16 protein-coding genes and 1 pseudogene are annotated in these 16,761 nt (G+C 68.0%); 12 read left to right on the top strand and 5 right to left on the bottom strand.

Features of this window, described 5'->3' with window-relative positions:
• Positions 1-20: 20 nt before the first annotated feature.
• The 11 genes and pseudogenes from AC4EEV_RS05880 (at position 21) to AC4EEV_RS05830 (ending at position 12,292) form a co-directional block, all read left to right on the top strand.
• Positions 21-1,766 (top strand): nitrite/sulfite reductase, encoded by a 1,746-nt coding sequence (locus AC4EEV_RS05880; RefSeq protein ID WP_491330353.1) that lies wholly within the window; start codon positions 21-23, stop codon positions 1,764-1,766.
• Positions 1,766-2,494 (top strand): phosphoadenylyl-sulfate reductase, encoded by a 729-nt coding sequence (locus AC4EEV_RS05875; RefSeq protein WP_018760575.1) that lies wholly within the window; start codon positions 1,766-1,768, stop codon positions 2,492-2,494. The genes AC4EEV_RS05880 and AC4EEV_RS05875 overlap by 1 nt, the downstream gene beginning before the upstream one ends.
• Positions 2,491-3,435 carry a sulfate adenylyltransferase subunit CysD gene (gene cysD / locus AC4EEV_RS05870; protein WP_491330352.1) on the top strand — a complete coding sequence of 315 codons (945 nt, stop codon included), beginning with the start codon at positions 2,491-2,493 and terminating at the stop codon, positions 3,433-3,435. The genes AC4EEV_RS05875 and cysD overlap by 4 nt, the downstream gene beginning before the upstream one ends.
• Entirely contained in the window at positions 3,435-4,844 is a 1,410-nt protein-coding gene (locus AC4EEV_RS05865; RefSeq protein WP_109044293.1) for a sulfate adenylyltransferase subunit 1, read from the top strand. Before cysD ends, AC4EEV_RS05865 begins: the two co-directional genes overlap by 1 nt.
• 212 nt (positions 4,845-5,056) lie before the next feature.
• Positions 5,057-5,857 carry a hypothetical protein gene (locus tag AC4EEV_RS05860; protein WP_109044294.1) on the top strand — a complete coding sequence of 267 codons (801 nt, stop codon included), beginning with the start codon at positions 5,057-5,059 and terminating at the stop codon, positions 5,855-5,857.
• Between the two features lie 130 nt (positions 5,858-5,987).
• Positions 5,988-7,119, top strand: a pseudogene (locus tag AC4EEV_RS05855) (ABC transporter substrate-binding protein).
• A 26-nt stretch (positions 7,120-7,145) separates the two neighbouring features.
• On the top strand, positions 7,146-7,871 hold the full coding sequence (locus AC4EEV_RS05850) for an ABC transporter ATP-binding protein (RefSeq protein ID WP_018760570.1): 726 nt from the start codon (positions 7,146-7,148) through the stop codon (positions 7,869-7,871).
• Positions 7,861-8,826, top strand: a complete 966-nt coding sequence (locus AC4EEV_RS05845) for an ABC transporter permease (protein WP_109044297.1) — start codon at positions 7,861-7,863, stop codon at positions 8,824-8,826. Before AC4EEV_RS05850 ends, AC4EEV_RS05845 begins: the two co-directional genes overlap by 11 nt.
• A gap of 105 nt (positions 8,827-8,931) precedes the next feature.
• Positions 8,932-9,378 carry an SRPBCC family protein gene (locus AC4EEV_RS05840; RefSeq protein ID WP_491330351.1) on the top strand — a complete coding sequence of 149 codons (447 nt, stop codon included), beginning with the start codon at positions 8,932-8,934 and terminating at the stop codon, positions 9,376-9,378.
• Positions 9,379-9,465: 87 nt separating this feature from the next.
• Positions 9,466-10,728 (top strand): uroporphyrinogen-III C-methyltransferase, encoded by a 1,263-nt coding sequence (cobA, locus tag AC4EEV_RS05835; protein WP_491330350.1) that lies wholly within the window; start codon positions 9,466-9,468, stop codon positions 10,726-10,728.
• A 97-nt stretch (positions 10,729-10,825) separates the two neighbouring features.
• Positions 10,826-12,292, top strand: coding sequence for an FAD-dependent oxidoreductase (locus tag AC4EEV_RS05830; RefSeq protein ID WP_018760566.1), 1,467 nt, complete (start codon positions 10,826-10,828; stop codon positions 12,290-12,292).
• 65 nt (positions 12,293-12,357) lie between these two features.
• Here the strand turns inward: AC4EEV_RS05830 and AC4EEV_RS05825 are convergent, their stop codons facing one another.
• Genes AC4EEV_RS05825 through AC4EEV_RS05815 form a run of 3 tightly spaced genes read right to left on the bottom strand, consistent with a single transcriptional unit; the run spans position 12,358 to position 13,955 of the window.
• Positions 12,358-12,798 carry an SRPBCC family protein gene (locus AC4EEV_RS05825; protein WP_018760565.1) on the bottom strand — a complete coding sequence of 147 codons (441 nt, stop codon included), beginning with the start codon at positions 12,796-12,798 and terminating at the stop codon, positions 12,358-12,360.
• 35 nt (positions 12,799-12,833) lie between these two features.
• Complete coding sequence (locus AC4EEV_RS05820; RefSeq protein WP_018760564.1) at positions 12,834-13,661, bottom strand: DUF1206 domain-containing protein; 828 nt, start codon at positions 13,659-13,661, stop codon at positions 12,834-12,836.
• A gap of 3 nt (positions 13,662-13,664) precedes the next feature.
• Entirely contained in the window at positions 13,665-13,955 is a 291-nt protein-coding gene (locus AC4EEV_RS05815; protein ID WP_026264322.1) for a hypothetical protein, read from the bottom strand.
• A gap of 160 nt (positions 13,956-14,115) precedes the next feature.
• On the opposite strand from AC4EEV_RS05815, the gene AC4EEV_RS05810 reads away from it, so the two are divergent.
• Entirely contained in the window at positions 14,116-14,655 is a 540-nt protein-coding gene (locus AC4EEV_RS05810) for a hypothetical protein (protein ID WP_026264321.1), read from the top strand.
• Between the two features lie 74 nt (positions 14,656-14,729).
• Here the strand turns inward: AC4EEV_RS05810 and AC4EEV_RS05805 are convergent, their stop codons facing one another.
• Positions 14,730-15,410 carry a FadR/GntR family transcriptional regulator gene (locus AC4EEV_RS05805; protein WP_026264320.1) on the bottom strand — a complete coding sequence of 227 codons (681 nt, stop codon included), beginning with the start codon at positions 15,408-15,410 and terminating at the stop codon, positions 14,730-14,732.
• 4 nt (positions 15,411-15,414) lie between these two features.
• Positions 15,415-16,680 (bottom strand): MFS transporter, encoded by a 1,266-nt coding sequence (locus AC4EEV_RS05800; protein ID WP_018760560.1) that lies wholly within the window; start codon positions 16,678-16,680, stop codon positions 15,415-15,417.
• Positions 16,681-16,761 lie beyond the last annotated feature (81 nt).

Genomic DNA, 16,761 nt, shown 5'->3' with positions numbered 1-16,761 from the left:
GGGCACCCTACAGTCGTTGCATGACTGATACAGCTCTAGCCGGAGCGTCTGCGGACTCCGCTGCCCCCAAGCGCCCCGCACGCCCGTCCCGACCCGCCGCGAAGCCGCACGGCCAGTGGAAGGTGGACGGCAAGACGCCGCTGAATGCCAACGAAACCTGGAAGCAGGAAGACGACGGCCTGAACGTCCGCGAGCGTATCGAGACCATCTACGCCAAGGAAGGCTTCGACGCCATCCCGAGCCAGGACCTGCACGGCCGGTTCCGCTGGTGGGGCCTGTACACCCAGCGCAAGCCCGGGATCGACGGCGGCAAGACCGCCACGCTCGAGCCGCACGAGCTTGAGGACAAGTACTTCATGCTCCGCGTGCGGATCGACGGCGGCGCGCTCAGCACCGAGCAGCTGCGCGTTATCGGCCGGATCTCGGTGGACTTCGCCCGCGACTCCGCCGACCTGACGGACCGCCAAAACATCCAGCTGCACTGGATCCGGGTGGAGGACATCCCCGAGATCTGGAACCGCCTGGAATCCGTGGGCCTGTCCACCACCGAAGCCTGCGGTGACGTTCCCCGCGTCATCCTGGGCTCGCCCGTGGCCGGCATCGCCAAGGACGAGATCATCGACCCCACCCCGCTCATCGCCGAGCTGGGGGAGCGGTTCATCGGCAACCCGCTGCTGTCCAACCTGCCGCGCAAGTACAAGACCGCCATTACCGGCCACCCCAGCCAGGACGTGGTGCACGAGATCAACGACTTCGCGCTCGTGGGCGTCGAGCACCCCGAACTCGGCATCGGCTACGACCTGTGGGCCGGCGGCGCCTTGTCCACCAACCCCATGCTGGGCAAGCGCCTGGGCGCCTTCGTGAAGCCGGAGCAGGCCGCCGACGTGTGGCTCGGCGTGACCAGCATCTTCCGCGACTACGGGTACCGCCGCATGCGCACCAAGGCCCGCCTGAAGTTCCTGATGGCCGACTGGGGGCCGGAGAAGTTCCGCCAGATCCTCGAGGACGAATACCTTGGCTACAAGCTGGCCGACGGTCCCGCCGCGCCCAAGCCCGCCACCCCGGGCGACCACGTGGGCGTGCACGAGCAGAAGGACGGCAAATTCTTCATCGGCGCCACGCCGCTGGCCGGCCGGCTCTCCGGCTCCACGCTGGTCAAGCTCGCCGACACCCTGGAGGCACGCGGCTCCTACCGGCTGCGCACCACCCCGCACCAGAAGCTCGTGGTCCTGGACGTCCACAAGGACCAGGTGGAGCCGCTGGTAGCCGAGCTGGACGCCCTGGGCCTCTCTGCACGGCCGTCGGTGTTCCGCCGCGGCACCATCGCCTGCACCGGCATCGAATACTGCAAGCTGGCCATCGTTGAAACCAAGATGACGGCCGCCACCGCCGTGGCCGAACTGGAACGCCGCCTGGCCGACCTCGCCGAATCAGGCCAGCTGCCGCAGGCACTGTCCCTGCACATCAACGGCTGCCCCAACTCCTGCGCCCGGATCCAGACGGCGGACATCGGCCTCAAGGGCATGATGCTGCCAACGCCCGACGGCGAGCCCTCCCCGGGTTTCCAGGTCCACCTTGGCGGCGGCCTGGCTAACAACACCCGCGAGGAAGCCGGCCTGGGCCGGACCGTCCGCGGCCTGAAAGTGTACGTCGACGACCTGCCCGATTACGTGGAGCGCGTGGTGCGCCGGTTCGTCGCCGACCGCACCGAAGGCCAGACCTTCGCCGAATGGGCCCACGCAGCAGACGAGGAGGCACTCCAGTAATGGCAAAACACCTGGCACCCGCACCCGCCAAGCGTCCGGTCGAGGAGCTCAAGGCACTGGCTGAAGCCGGCGCCGCGGAACTCGGCTGGGACGCCCCCGCCCGCGACGTCATCGCCTGGGTGGAACGCAACTTCGACCTGCCCGCCGTCGCCGTCGCCTGCTCCATGGCCGACGCCGTCCTGCCGGCCTTGGTCGCGGACCAGATGCCCGGCGTCGACGTCCTGTTCCTGGAGACCGGCTACCACTTCCCGGAAACCTATGCCACGCGTGACGAGGTGGCCGCGAACCTCCGCGTCAACGTGGTGGACGTGCTCCCCGAAAACACCGTGGAGCAGCAGGACCGGCTCCTGGGCAAGGACCTCTTCGCCCGCGACGCCGCCCAGTGCTGCGCCCTCCGCAAGGTGGCTCCGCTGCAGCGCACCCTGGCCGGCTACGAGCTGTGGTTCACCGGGGTCCGCCGCGACGAAGCCCCCACCCGCACCAATACGCCCCTGATCGGCTGGGACGAGAAGAACGGCCTGGTCAAGGTCAACCCGATGGCCGCCTGGACGTTTGACCAGCTGGTCCAGTACTCCGACGACAACCTCCTGCCCGTCAACCCGCTGCTTTCCCAGGGCTACCCCTCCATCGGCTGCCAGCCCTGCACCCGCAAGGTGGCACCCGGCGAGGACCCCCGCGCCGGCCGCTGGGCAGGAACCGACAAGACAGAATGCGGACTACACGTATGAGCACTTCACTTACCGAGGAGACCCAGGTGACTGACGCCGCCGTATCCACGCGCCTGTCCAGCCTGGACACCCTGGAGTCCGAAGCCATCCACATCATCCGCGAGGTTGTTGCCGAGTTCGAGAGGCCTGCGCTGCTGTTCTCCGGCGGCAAGGACTCCGTGGTGATGCTGCACCTGGCCACCAAGGCGTTCTGGCCCGGCAAGGTGCCGTTCCCCGTGCTGCACGTGGACACCGGCCACAACTTCCCCGAGGTCATCGACTTCCGCGACCGCACCGTGGAGCGGCTCGGCCTGAAACTCGTGGTCGGCTCCGTCCAGGAGTTCATCGACCGCGGCGAGCTGGCCGAGCGCGCCGACGGCACCCGCAACCCGCTGCAGACCGTCCCGCTGCTGGACGCGATCCAGCAGAACAAGTTCGACGCCGTCTTCGGTGGCGGCCGCCGCGATGAGGACAAGGCCCGCGCCAAGGAGCGGATCCTGAGCCTCCGCGACGAGTTCGGCCAGTGGGACCCGCGCAACCAGCGCCCCGAGCTGTGGAACCTCTACAACGGCCGCCACACCGTGGGCCAGCACGTCCGGGCCTTCCCCATCAGCAACTGGACCGAGCTGGACATCTGGCGGTACATCGAGCGCGAGAACATCGAACTGCCGGGCCTCTACTACGCCCATGAACGGGAGGTCTTCGCCCGCGACGGCATGTGGCGCGCCGTCGGCGAGGTCTCCCAGCCCCGCCCCGATGAGGACGTCATTACCAAGACCGTCCGCTACCGCACAGTGGGGGACATGTCCTGCACCGGTGCCGTGGAATCCAACGCCTACACCGTGTCCGATGTCGTGGTGGAAGTCGCCGCCTCCACCCTCACCGAACGTGGCGCCACCCGCGCAGATGACCGCATCTCCGAGGCCGCCATGGAAGACCGCAAGAAGGACGGGTACTTCTAATGAGCACGATTTCCGAGATTTCGACAGGCTCAATCAACGACAGCCTCCCCACCACCCTCTTCCGGTTCGCCACGGCAGGATCGGTCGACGACGGCAAGTCCACCTTGGTGGGCCGCCTCCTGCACGATTCCAAGGCCATCCTGGCTGACCAGCTCGACGCCGTCGCCCGCACCTCGGCGGACCGCGGTTTCGGCGGCGACAAGGGCGGCATCGACCTGGCCCTGCTGACCGACGGCCTGCGCGCCGAGCGCGAACAGGGCATCACCATCGACGTGGCCTACCGCTACTTCGCCACCGACCAGCGCAGCTTCATCCTGGCTGACTGCCCCGGGCACGTGCAGTACACCAAGAACACGGTGACCGGCGCGTCCACCGCGGATGCCGTCGTCGTCCTCATCGACGCCCGCAAGGGCGTGCTGGAGCAGACCCGCCGGCACCTGTCCGTGCTGCAGCTGCTCCGCGTGGCGCACGTGATCGTGGCCGTGAACAAGATCGACCTGGTGGACTTCAGCGAATCCGTCTTCCGCGGGATCGAAGCCGATGTGCAGCAGGTGGGCCGCGAACTGGGCCTCGGCTCGGACGGCATCAGCGACCTGTTGGTCATCCCGGTTTCGGCGCTCGACGGCGACAACGTGGTGGACCGCTCCGAGCGCACCCCCTGGTACACAGGCCCCGCCCTGCTCGAGGTCCTCGAAACCCTCCCCGCCGCCGATGAGCTCGAGAGCCACCTGGAAAGCTTCCGCTTCCCCGTGCAACTGGTGATCCGGCCGCAGGGCGCCCTGGCTCCGGATGCCGTCGCCGCCGGCCTGGACGCGGAGGCCTACCGCGACTACCGCGCCTACGCCGGCCAGATCACCGAAGGCTCGGTCAAGGTGGGGGACAAGGTTTCCGTACTGACGCCGGGCCAGTCTCCGCGCACCACCACCGTGGCGGGCATCGACTTCGCTGGCGCTTCGCTGCAGGAAGCCGCCGCACCGCAGTCTGTGGCCATCCGGCTGGCGGACGAGTTCGATGTCGCCCGCGGTGACACCATCGCCGCCGCAGGAACCGTCCGCGAAGCCTCCGCCGACCTGTACGCCGCCCTCTGCTGGTTGTCCCCGAAGCCGCTGCGCGAAGGCCAGAAGGTGCTGGTCAAGCACGGCACCCGTACGGTGCAGGCGATGGTCCGCAACGTCTCCGGCAAACTGGATCTGGCCACCTTCAAGCTGGAGGCCGCCTCGAACCTGGAGCTCAACGACATCGGCCACGCGCAGCTCCGGCTCGCCGCCCCGTTGCCGCTGGAGAACTACCTGCACCACCGCCGCACCGGAGCGTTCCTGGTCATCGACCCGCTGGACGGCAATACGCTGGCCGCCGGCCTGGTCAAGGACCACCCGGGCGACCACGAAGACGAGCGCTACAGCATCTAGTCCTCCTTCGATTCGCCGGAAAACTGCGGGCTCGCCGTTCCTGAACAGCGAGCCCGCAGGTTTCCGGCGTTTTCGCATTTATGCGGCAACCCGCACGTTAACCGCAAAATGTGCCCGCCGGATCTTTCGGGACGAAGTGTGGCATGGGAAGCTCAGGCATTGTTGCTCGATGCCCGCGGTTCCAAGCCCGGGCCATTCGCTCGGGAGGCGTGATGCCAACCATCCACCGGTGGCGGACCACAGCGGTACTGGCATGTGCCCGTGATGCCCGGGAGTGGCGGATCACCCGGCGGCAGGCAGTGACGCTCGCCCTGATCCCCGGCGGTATTTCGGTGGCGGCTGCGGCCACGGTCGTATACCCCCCGCTGTACATCTGGCTCCTCGCCGAGGACTCGCTGGTGGAGTGGCTGCAGTTCCTCAGCCTCCTGGCGGCGGCGATCTTCCTGACGTTCATCGCCGCCCGGCTCCCGGCGTCCGGACAGAGGGGCATGGCTGTTGTTTACGGTCTGGTCGGCGCCGCGGCATGGTTCCTCGCGGGCGAGGAAATTTCCTGGGGACAGCGCATCTTTGGCTGGCAGACTCCCGAATCCATGGAGCAGATCAACCGGCAGGGTGAAACCACGCTGCACAACATCCGAGGCGTGCAGGAACTGGTCCCGGCAGCCATGCTCCTGGCCAGCCTGTACGGCGCGTGCGCCCCTCTGGTGTGGGCGGCGGTCCGGGCACGTTGGAAGCAGGCCGCGCCCTTGCACTTACTCATTCCGCCCCTGGGCCTGGTGCCGGCCTTTGGGCTTGCCGCGGCGTACCGCCTCTTCCGCCTGTTGGTGTGGCCGGCGGCCGATTACGGAATTTCTGAGTATTCCGAAGTGATGGAGTTCTGCCTGTACCTGGGACTGGCCTTGTTTTGCTGGCTCAACGTGCGCCGCCTGCTCCACCACCGGGCGAGCGTGGCAGGACCCCGCCACCGAGGTGGCGCACATGCCGTGGCAGTTGGTCAACGCCGCAGCGCCTGAATTTGTGAAACCGGGCCCCGGGGCGGCCTAATGTGACGCTACATGAACGTGCGTGACCCCCCGTTTCCGCGTCATTGAACGGGTTTGGGCCACTCCCTATGGTGAAACAATGACTAGTTCCAAGCCCGGGATGACCCGCATCGTGGCAGGCGAAAGCGCGGTTCCCAAGCGCAAGCGTGCCATCGAAGCTGCCCTGGCCATCGGGCTGGTCTTCCTGATCGCCGTCGGAGCCATTGTGGCCTCGAACGTCTCCCGCAACACCGAGGCCCAGGCCGCAGAGCCCAGCCCCGCGGCCGAGCTGAAGCTGGGCTACTTCGGCAACGTCACGCACGCCCCGGCCCTGGTGGGCGTCAAAAAAGGATTCCTCCGGCAGGCCCTTGGCAGCACCACGCTCAGCACCCAGACGTTCAACGCCGGACCGGCCGCCATCGAAGCCCTGAACGCCGGTGCCATCGATGCCGCCTACATCGGCCCCAACCCGGCCATCAACTCGTTCGCCAAGAGCCAGGGCGAGTCCGTCCGGGTGATTGCCGGGGCGGCGGCGGGCGGTGCCCAGCTGGTGGTCAAGCCGGAGATCAACTCCGCCGCAGACCTCAAGGGCAAGACCCTCGCATCGCCCCAGCTGGGCGGAACCCAGGACGTCGCGCTCCGCGCCTGGCTTTCGAAGCAGGGCTACAAGACCAACGTGGATGGCAGTGGCGACGTCGCCATCAACCCCACCGAGAACGCCCAGACCCTCAAGCTGTTCCAGGACGGAAAGCTCGACGGCGCGTGGCTGCCGGAGCCCTGGGCCTCCCGCCTGGTGCTCCAGGCCGGCGCCAAGGTGCTGGTGGATGAAAAGGACCTGTGGGACGGCACCGGGACTGGCAAGCCGGGTGAGTTTCCCACCACCATTCTGATCGTGAACCAGAAGTTCGCGGCGGACCACCCGGATACCGTCAAGGCGCTGCTGACAGGCAACACCGAATCCGTGGCCTGGCTCAACTCCGCGTCTGCTGACGAGAAGGCGAACCTCGATTAACGCCGCACTGCAGGAATCCGCCGGGGCAGCATTGCCCACCGATGTCCTCACCAGGTCGCTGGCAAACATCACCTTCACCCTTGACCCGCTGGCCGGCAGCTACCCCAAGCTCCTGCAGGACGGCGTGGATGCGGGAACCACCAAGAAGGCCGACATCAACGGGCTCTTCGACCTCCGTGCGCTCAACCACGTCACCGGTGGCGCCGACAAGATCTCCGCGGCCGGCCTCGGCCAGGACTGACCCACCCACTACCTAAGGACGGCACCATGCCAGTCGTACTGGAAAACCTGGGCAAACGCTTCGGCGACGGCGCCCCGGTACTGGACGACGTCAACGCCAACATCAAGCAGGGCGAGTTCGTTGCCCTCCTCGGTGCCTCCGGCTGCGGCAAGTCCACCCTCCTGAACATCATCGCGGGACTGGAAGCGCCGACGTCGGGCGCCCTGGAAGTGCCCAGCGACGGCGCCGCCTTCATGTTCCAGGACGCCGCGCTCTTCCCGTGGCTCACGGCCCGGGAAAATATCGAACTGGCCCTGAAGCTCAGGGGAGCGGGCAAAACCGAGCGCCGCACCAAGGCCCAGGAACTCCTGGAACTGGTGCACCTCGGCTCTGCCGGGGACAAGCGTCCGCACGAACTCTCCGGCGGCATGCGGCAGCGAGTATCACTGGCCCGCTCGCTGGCGCAGGACCGGCAACTGCTGCTCATGGACGAGCCCTTCGCCGCGTTGGACGCCATTACCCGTGACCTGCTGCACGATGAGCTGGAACGGATTTGGAAGGAAACCGGACGCACCATCGTCTTCGTCACCCACAACGTCCGCGAGGCCGTCCGGCTGGGACAGCGCGTCCTGCTCCTGTCCTCCCGTCCCGGACGGGTGGTCCAGGAATGGTCCGTCACCGAGGAACACCGAACCGACGCCGGGCTCGCCGGCCAGCTGACCGGGGTCATCACGGCCCGGCTGCGGGAGGAGATTCGCCGCCATGCCAAGTAACCCACCCCTGGTTGAGGAGGAGCCGGTGGTTGAGCCTGTCGAAGCCACGGCCGCTGAAACCCGTCACGTCCACGCCGCCCTGACCAGGACCTCCACTGGCAAAGAGGACCTCCGGGAGCTGGAGTCCGGCCTGGATTCCCTGCAGTCCGACGCCGACCGGAAGCACCGGATCGACTGGAGCCGGATCCTCCTGCCCGTGGCTGCCCTGGTGGTCCTGGTGCTGGTCTGGCAGTTTTACGTCTCGTTGGGCGTCAAGCGCCGCGACCTGGTGCCGGGTCCGCTGGACGTCCTCGGCCAGCTGGGCGTCCTCTGGAGCGACGGCAAGCTGCAAGAGTCCGTCTGGACGTCACTGCAGCGGGGCGTGGTGGGTTTCCTCATCTCGGTGGCCATCGCCACGCCGGTGGGGCTGCTCCTGGCCCAGGTGGCGCCTCTGCGGCGCGCTTTCGGCCCGCTGATCTCCGGCCTGCAGGTCCTGCCCTCGGTGGCCTGGGTCCCCGCGGCCATCATCTGGTTCGGCCTCACCGACGCCACCGTCTACTTCGTGGTGTTCATGGGAGCCATCCCCTCCATCATCAACGGGCTCATCTCCGGCGTGGACCAGATCCCGCCGCAGTACCGCAGGGTGGGCACGGTGCTGGGTGCGTCCCGGCTCCAGATGGCGTTGCAGATTGTCCTTCCGGCCGCGCTGCCGGGGTACCTGGGCGGCCTGAAGCAGGGCTGGGCCTTCTCCTGGCGTTCCCTCATGGCCGCTGAAATCATTGCGGTGGGCGGCACCATCGGCTTTGGCCTGGGTTCGCTGCTGGACCAGGGCCGGACCCTTTCGGACATGGCCGTGGTCATGGCTGCCATCCTCCTGATCCTGGCGGTGGGCATCCTGATTGAGCTGCTGGTCTTCGGCCCCATCGAGAAGCGGCTCCTCCGCAGCCGGGGCCTCCTGTCCGGCAGTACCCGCTAGCCCACGCCGGCACCCAACCCTGCAGAGAGCCCGACGGCGAGTCCCGCTGTCGGGCTTTCTGCTGTCCTGCCCGCTCGGGTCGGGAACAGGTGGCAGACTGGCGCCATGACAGCCAGCTTCGTATGCCGCACCGAGTCCTCGCTCCCCGTGGAGCAGCTCTTCGACCGGGCACGCAGCATCGACCTGCACGTGGACTCGCAGCAGGCATCCGGGGAGCGCGCGGTGGCCGGTGTCACGGGCGGGCTGATCGGGCACGGCCAGGAGGTCACCTGGCGGGCACGGCACTTCGGCGTCCCGCTCACCATGACCAGCCGCATTACCCATCTGGATTACCCGCGCAGCTTCACCGACGAACAGTTGAGGGGCCCCTTCAAGGCCTTCCGGCATGTCCATGACTTCGCGCCCACTGCCACGGGAAGCGTGATGACGGACCGGGTGGAGTTCACCGCCCCGCTCGGGGCCCTGGGTACCGCCGTCGAACGGCTTGTCCTGGCCCGCTACCTGGAGCGCCTGATCATCCGCAGGGGCCGGTTCCTCGCCGGGCGGCCCTAGGAATCTTTTGTGACGCAGCATTACCTTGCGTGAACTGGTGTTGCTCGGCCTTTGTTGGCGAATGTGACGCGGCCCTACCGTTGATCCATGGCAATTCAGGACATATACCCCACGGCGCTGCGGCTGCTCGGCCGCCCCGTGCTGGTGGTGGGCGGCGGCCCCGTTGCCGCACGCCGCGCCAAAGGCCTGCTCGACGCCGGTGCAGTGGTCACGGTCGTGGCCCCGGTTGCCTCGCCCGCGCTGAAGGAGATGGCCGACGCCGGCCTGCTCACCTGGGAAGCGCGGCCCTACCTTTCCAGCGACGTCGACGGCGTGTGGTTCGCCCAGACCGCCACCGGCGACCCGGAGGTGGATGCCCAGGTATCAACCGACGCCGAGGCGCAGCGGGTTTGGTGCGTCAATGCCTCCAACCACGAAGCCTCCGCCGCCTGGACGCCCGCCGTCGCCGAGGTGGATGACGTCAAGATCGCCGTGAACGCCGGGGGAGACCCGCGCCGCGCCATGGCCGTCCGCGACGCCGTCGCCACCGCCCTCGAAACCGGCGACCTCCCGCTGCGCCGCCGCCGCGCACACCGGGGAACCGTTGCATTGGTTGGTGGCGGCCCCGGCGATACCGGCCTCATCACGGTCCGCGGCCGCCGGCTCCTGGGGCAGGCCGACGTCGTCGTGGCTGACCGCTTGGGCCCCCGCGGCCTCCTGAACGAACTGGCTCCGGACGTCCGCGTCATCGAAGTGGGCAAGACCCCCGGCCACCACCCGGTGCCGCAGGCGGAGATCAACCGGATCCTGGTCGAAGAAGCGCTGAAGGGCCACCGCGTGGTCCGGCTCAAGGGCGGGGACCCCTACGTGCTGGGCCGCGGCGGCGAGGAAGCCGAATACTGCCGCCAGCACGGTGTGGAGGTTGAAGTGGTTTCCGGCGTTACATCGGCCATCTCCGTCCCGGCCGCCGCAGGCATCCCCGTGACGCACCGCGGCTTGGCCAAGGGCTTCAGCGTGGTGACCGGACACGAGGGACTCTCCGAGGTTCCCGCCCGCCCGGACCACACCATCGTCCTGCTCATGGGCGTCGGCCAGCTCCGGGAATCCGCGTCCGCGCTGGGCGAAGCGGGCATGCCGGCGGACACCCCTGTTGGTATCGTGGAAAACGGCTACCTGCCGGACCAGCGCGTCACCATCGGCACGCTCGGTTCCATCGCGGACCAGGCCGACGCCGCCGGTGTTGCCAACCCCGCCGTGATCGTCATCGGTGACGTGGTGCGCGTGAGCCCGTTCGCTCCGCCGCACTTCAAAACCGCCGACTACGGCACCACCACCCCGAACAGCCCCCGCAAGACCGTCCTCACCACCTAGCCCCACCCAACTGACTGGCAGTTGTTGTCGTTCTGAGCCGTCAAAACGGCAACGAATGCGAGCCAGTTGGGCCGGAACGAAGAAAAGGAACACAGCCGTGTCATCCAGCACCACCGTAGGAACTGCTGCGCGTCCGCTGCGCGTCGCCGTCGTTGGCTCCGGCCCGGCCGGCGTCTACGCCGCTGACATCCTCACCAAGAGCGAGGCCGTCAAGAGCGGCGAGCTGACCGTCAGCATCGACCTCTTCGACCGCTACCCGGCGCCCTACGGCCTGATCCGCTACGGCGTGGCCCCGGACCACCCCCGCATCAAGGGCATCGTCAACGCCCTGCACAAGGTCCTGGACCGCGGCGACATCCGCTTCTTCGGCAACGTGGACTACGGCACGGACCTCACCATCGAGGACCTGCGCACCCACTACGACGCCGTCATCTTCGCCACCGGCGCCATCAAGGACGCGGACCTGAACATCCCCGGCATCGAGCTGGACGGCTCCTACGGCGGCGCCGACTTCGTCTCCTGGTACGACGGACACCCGGACGTCCCCCGTGAATGGCCGCTCGAGGCCAAGGAGATCGCCGTGATCGGCAACGGCAACGTGGCGCTGGACGTGGCCCGCGTCCTGTCCAAGCACGCCGACGACCTCCTTGTTTCCGAAATCCCGGACAACGTCTACGCCGGCCTGAAGGCTTCCCCGGTCACGGACGTCCATGTCTTCGGCCGCCGCGGGCCTGCCCAGGTCAAGTTCACCCCGCTGGAGCTCCGCGAGCTGTCCCACTCCAAGGACGTGGACATCATCCTGTACCCGGAGGACTTCGAGTTCGACGAGGAATCGGACCGCCAGATCCAGACGAACAACCAGACCAAGACCATGGTGGGCACGCTCACCAACTGGATCGCAGAGCAGCCCGAAGACCTCTCCGAGCTCACGGCTTCCCGCCGCCTGCACCTGCACTTCCTGCACAGCCCGGTGGAGATCTACGACGACGCCGAAGCTCCGGGCAAAGTGGCCGGCATCAAGTTCGAGCGCACCGAGCTGGACGGCACGGGCAACGCCCGCGGCACCGGCGAGTACGTGGACTACCCGGTCCAGGCCGTGTACCGCGCCATCGGCTACTTCGGTTCTGCCCTGCCGGAGATCGAGTTCGACCACAAGCGGGGCGTCATCCCGAACGACGGCGGCCGCGTCCTGGACGCCGAAGGCAACCATGTGCCGGGTATCTACGCCACCGGCTGGATCAAGCGTGGCCCCGTCGGCTTGATCGGGCACACCAAGGGCGACGCCCTGGAAACCGTGACCTACCTGCTGGAAGACCGCGAAAACCTCCCGGTCGCCTCCGCGCCTGCTGAAGACGCCGTCGTCGAGCTCCTCGATGCCCGCGGCGTGAAGTTCACGTCCTGGGAAGGCTGGCTGGCCCTGGACGCCCACGAACTCGCGCTTGGCGCGGCCGCCACCGAGGCCGGCGGCTCGCACGGCGTCGAGGTCAAGCGTGAGCGCATCAAGGTGGTCCCGCGCGAGGACATGGTGTCCATTTCCCGTGATGGCGTGTCCGCCCAGGTCTAGGATCCTGTTGCTGCAGGAGCCGCGGAACCACCGCTCCGCGGCTCCCGCCATTTAACCCTGCTGCGCTATTTTCCCGCGCCGCCGATGGCCATGAGCTCGAGCCGGCGAAGGGTCTCGCGGTTCCGGGCGGAGATGACAGGATCCCGGAGGAATTTCGGCATCAGCTTTCCCGGCCCGCGGATGGCGTCCTCGGCAATGGTCACCAGGCATTCGCCGCCGCGGTCCTCCAGCCTGATGTCCACCTTGGCCTCGCCCACGGGCCAGCCGCGCGCCACGAGTTCCAGGGAGCGGCCGGGATCCACCGCGGTGACACGGCTGCTGTCGTTGAGCACCAGCGGCCACGCTCCTACGGAGTGGTGGAGCCGGGCTCCGGGCCCCGGCCATTCGGGATCCACATCCCTGATCCGGGAGGCGCCCACCACCCAGCCGGAATACAGCCAGCCGTCGGCGATGACCCGCCAGACGTCGGCAGCGGGGCACGTGAACAGCTGCGAGACAGTGGACATGGGGTTCCTTCTCTCTTCATGGGCAAAAGGCGGTGCTACATGCGGCCGAACCGGGCTCGGATCATCGCGAAAATCCCGTAGGCGATGAAGCCAGCGCCAATGGCCACCAACAGGGTGGGGCCGAACGGGTGGTCCTGGAGGGCCTTGAGGCTGCCGTCCAGTCCGGTGGATTCATCGGGCCGGTGCCGGGCTGCCGCGATCACGAACAGCAGGCCGGTAAGGACCAGGGCGATGCCCTTGGCCACATGGCCCGTGACGCCCAGGCTGTCGATCAGCCGACCCCGCCGGGTGCCGTCAAAGTGGAACAGCTCCTCCTTGAACCCGCGCCGGAGGCCCTTGACGATGAAGTAGATCCCAATGCCGAGGATGGTCAGGCCCAGGGCCACGAGGACCCAGGGCCCTGCGGGGTGCGCCATCACGCCGGAACTGAAATCCCTGGTGTTGTCGCCCGAGTCGCTGGGCTGCCCAACGGCGAATCCGGCAAAGCTGAGGCCCACGCTGCCGTACGCGATGGCAAGGAAACCCGACGACACCAGTTTGGCCAGCCGTTCCTTCCGGGGCAGGCTCCGGGCACGGAGGGTCGCTTCGCTGGCCTGCCAGAGAGCCAAGGCCAGGCAGGCCACCACGCACCCCCACATGACGACGGTGCCGAAGGGGTTGTCCGCCAGCCGGGCGATGGCCCCGGTTGGCTCGGCGTCCCCTTGGTGGCCGAAGCCGATGGCGATCGCGATGGCACCCACGATCACATGCAGCAGGGCCATGACGGCGAATCCCGCGCGGGCCAGGACATCGAGGACCTTGTGGTTGGACGCGTCTTCGACCGCGTCCGCTGCCTGGCTGAGGGTGGAATCGCCGTCGGACATGCCCTAGCCGTTCATGGGCCCTTCGGCCCGCATGTTCTCGGCTCCGGGGCCCTCAACATGGACAGTGCAGCGGACCACCAGCTGGCCGGGGGCGTTGTCCAGTTCCACCAATGAATCATGCCCGCTGAGGACGGTGAACACTTCGGAACCGGCGAGGACGCTGACGCCCTTGGCCTTGGCCGTTTCCCGGGCGTTCCCCAATGCCTGGCGCTCCAGCGCATCCACATAGCCGCTGTCACTTTCCCGGGCGGGGTTCCCGAAGGCCCAGCCGAACAATGTCCCTGTGTTTCCCATGGCGTTGATATTACGCGGTCGGCGGGGCCGGGGGCCGGGCTTTCGTAATATTAGTAAGTGTGCTTAGTATGAGCAGACCATACCTTGATTAGGACACGGCATGCGACACCCGCGGAGGGCAGCACGCCGGAACCCGTTCACAACGTTAGGAATGCACATCATGGCAGGAAATCTCTTAGCGCGTTCAGTTCACGACCTGACGGCGGCAGCATGGTTCGGCGGATCGCTGATGGGCGCCATCGGCCTGAACGGGGCGGCCGCGCAGGCCAAGGATCCCGCCGAACGCACCCGGCTTTCCAGCGCCGGCTGGATGCGGTGGGCGCCGGTCCAGACGGCGGCGTTCGCCGCGCACCTGGCGGCAGACCTCGCCATCGCCTGGGAAAACAAGGGCCGGATCGCCAAGCAGGACGGCGTGGCACGCGACACCGCCATCAAGACCGTCGTGACCCTTGCGGGCGCCGGGGTGACCCTGTACTCGGGCATCCTGGGCAAGAAGGTGGACAAGCTTGCCGATGAGGGGGCCAAGGGAGCCACCGAGCCGCAGCCGGCGGCATCGGACGAGCTGAAGTCCGCTCAGCAGCAGCTCAAGCTCCTGCAGTGGGCCATCCCCGGATTCGCCGCGCTGGTGATCATCCTGGGCGCCAAGCACGGCGAGATGCAGCGCCCCACGAACGTCCTCGCAGGCCTGCGCCGGAGCTGATTCACCGGCAGGCGCAGGACGGACGACGGCGGCCCGGCACCACAGTGCCGGGCCGCCGCCATGCGCGGGGAGATTTACTCCGCCAGCCACTCCGCGCAGGAGTTCAGGTTCCGGTTCACGGTGGCGACGGCGTCGTCCTCGTGCCGCCGTTCAATGGCGTCCAGCAGTGTTTCGTGGCCGTCCCGCGGGAGCCCATTGAAGCCGGGCCGACGCTGTTGCGTGAGCAGGTCCTGGTGGAATGCCGTCCCGAAGCTGGCGTACAGCTCATGCAGCAGCGGGTTGCCGGAGGCCTGGGCCACTCCCTGGTGGAACTGCCAGTCTGCGTCGGCCCACGCCTCGATGTCGCCGATCTTCCAGGCCTGGTCCCGGGCGGCGAGGAAGGCGCGCAGGGCCGTGACGTCGTCGTCCGTGGCATTGCGCGCGGCGAGCCGGGCAGCCTGGGTGTCCAACCCCAGCCGGACCTCGAGGATGTGCTGCTCGGTATGGTCCTGGTAGAGCCGCCGCGCGGCACCGGACATCTCATTCGTGGCCCGCACGTAGGTTCCGTCACCGCGGCGGACCTCCAGCATGCCCCCGTGGGCCAGGGCCTTCACCGCCTCGCGCAGGGTCCCGCGGGAAACCCCCAGCCGCGCCATGAGTTCGGGCTCGGGCGGAATGCGCTGATTCAACGCCCATTCGCCGGAGTGGACCATCTCCCGCAGCTTGGCGGTAACTTCGGCGGCCAGCGGCTGGCGGACGGACGGGCTCAAAGACAAGGTGCTACTTCCTTTCCGCAGGGCGGGTTCCGGACATCGGGCGCCCCGTGATCAGGTGGGCCACCACGATTTGGACCAGTGCCAGTGCCAGCAGCAGCACCAGCGGCAGGGTCCAGCCGCCGGTGGCGCTGTGCAGCAGGCCCATGCCGAAGGGACCTGCCGTCGCCAGCAGGTACCCCGAGGACTGGGCCAGGGTGGACAGTGCCGTGGTTTCGGCGGTGCTGGACCCGCTGCGGCTGATCATCACCATCACCAGGGGGAAAATGCCCAGGCCGAAACCGATCAGGACGGCCGGAATGGCCGCCAGTCCCACAGGAAGCACCAACAGCGCCGCGATCCCGGCCGCCATGGTGACGCTCACCAGGTAAAAGGCCGGGCGGAGCATGCGCGGGCGGGATCCGATGGCAATCAGCACCATGCCCGCCGGGACGGACACGAGCTGCATCAGCCCGAACATCAGTCCGCTGTCCGAGGCGCTCATTCCCATGGTGGTGAGCATGTACGGCAGCCAGCTCAGCAGCGCGTAGGCCAGGAGTGCCTGGAGGGTGAAGATCGCGGTGAGGAGCCGGCCTTTCCCGGTCCGCAGGAGCGGCCAGGGCGAGATGTGGGCTGCGGTGCTCCGGACGGTGTGGCGGTGGGCGTGCAGCGCCACGGGCAGGAAACCCAGGAATGCCGCCACGGCCGCGATGCCCACCGCCCCCACCGCGGCGGACGGCGACCCGAGGGCCTGGGCCAGTGGAACGACCAGGACCGAAGTCAGGGTGCCGCCGGTAGTCATTGTCACCGTGTAAACGGCGGTCATGAGCGACGTCCGGGAGGCGAAGTGCTCGCGGATGAAGGACGGCATGGCGACGTTGCAGATGGCCAGCCCGGACATGCCCACCACGCTGCCGGCCACCAGCATGCCGGTTGCCGGGACGCCGCGCAGCAGCAGCCCGCCGGCCAGCAGCGCCAGCGACAGCAGGATGGCCTTCTCCACGCCCAGCTTGCCGCTCAGCCAGGAAGTTGCGGCTCCGGCCACCGCGAAGCACAGGGTGGGAATGGACGGGATGATGGCCGCCACCAGTGCCCCGTAGCCCAGGACGGCTTGAAGGTCGTGCAGCAGGGCCGAGGCTCCGGTGATCCCGGCACGGAGGTTCAGCCCGATGAGCACCAGGGCAATCACGCCGAAGACGACGGCGGAGCGCGGCTTGGCGGGCACCGCGCCGGCGGTGCCGGCCGGGACGGTTGCGGTTGCTGCCGGCGCGGACGCGGGGGGAGTGGCGGACATACCATCCACCCTAAAGGTTAGACGTTTGATGTTTGCGGTTTTGTGGGCAACCTCTCGCCGATGCCGGGGCTGGCATAGACT

It is taken from the genome of Pseudarthrobacter sp. MOO14 (assembly GCF_058267675.1).
Note: the sequence above shows the minus strand (reverse complement) of the source record. Positions and strands in the feature narration are given on the sequence as shown.

Bases quoted from the DNA above. Each gene is read 5' to 3' on its own strand.
- AC4EEV_RS05880 (WP_491330353.1), top strand. From the start codon at position 21: ATGACTGATACAGCTCTAGCCGGAGCGTCTGCGGACTCCGCTGCCCCC.
- cobA (WP_491330350.1), top strand. From the start codon at position 9,466: ATGGCAATTCAGGACATATACCCCACGGCGCTGCGGCTGCTCGGCCGC.
- AC4EEV_RS05845 (WP_109044297.1), top strand. From the start codon at position 7,861: ATGCCAAGTAACCCACCCCTGGTTGAGGAGGAGCCGGTGGTTGAGCCT.
- AC4EEV_RS05875 (WP_018760575.1), top strand. From the start codon at position 1,766: ATGGCAAAACACCTGGCACCCGCACCCGCCAAGCGTCCGGTCGAGGAG.
- AC4EEV_RS05840 (WP_491330351.1), top strand. From the start codon at position 8,932: ATGACAGCCAGCTTCGTATGCCGCACCGAGTCCTCGCTCCCCGTGGAG.
- AC4EEV_RS05810 (WP_026264321.1), top strand. From the start codon at position 14,116: ATGGCAGGAAATCTCTTAGCGCGTTCAGTTCACGACCTGACGGCGGCA.
- AC4EEV_RS05860 (WP_109044294.1), top strand. From the start codon at position 5,057: ATGCCAACCATCCACCGGTGGCGGACCACAGCGGTACTGGCATGTGCC.
- AC4EEV_RS05825 (WP_018760565.1), bottom strand. From the start codon at position 12,798: ATGTCCACTGTCTCGCAGCTGTTCACGTGCCCCGCTGCCGACGTCTGG.
- AC4EEV_RS05820 (WP_018760564.1), bottom strand. From the start codon at position 13,661: ATGTCCGACGGCGATTCCACCCTCAGCCAGGCAGCGGACGCGGTCGAA.
- AC4EEV_RS05815 (WP_026264322.1), bottom strand. From the start codon at position 13,955: ATGGGAAACACAGGGACATTGTTCGGCTGGGCCTTCGGGAACCCCGCC.
- cysD (WP_491330352.1), top strand. From the start codon at position 2,491: ATGAGCACTTCACTTACCGAGGAGACCCAGGTGACTGACGCCGCCGTA.
- AC4EEV_RS05850 (WP_018760570.1), top strand. From the start codon at position 7,146: ATGCCAGTCGTACTGGAAAACCTGGGCAAACGCTTCGGCGACGGCGCC.
- AC4EEV_RS05865 (WP_109044293.1), top strand. From the start codon at position 3,435: ATGAGCACGATTTCCGAGATTTCGACAGGCTCAATCAACGACAGCCTC.
- AC4EEV_RS05800 (WP_018760560.1), bottom strand. From the start codon at position 16,680: ATGTCCGCCACTCCCCCCGCGTCCGCGCCGGCAGCAACCGCAACCGTC.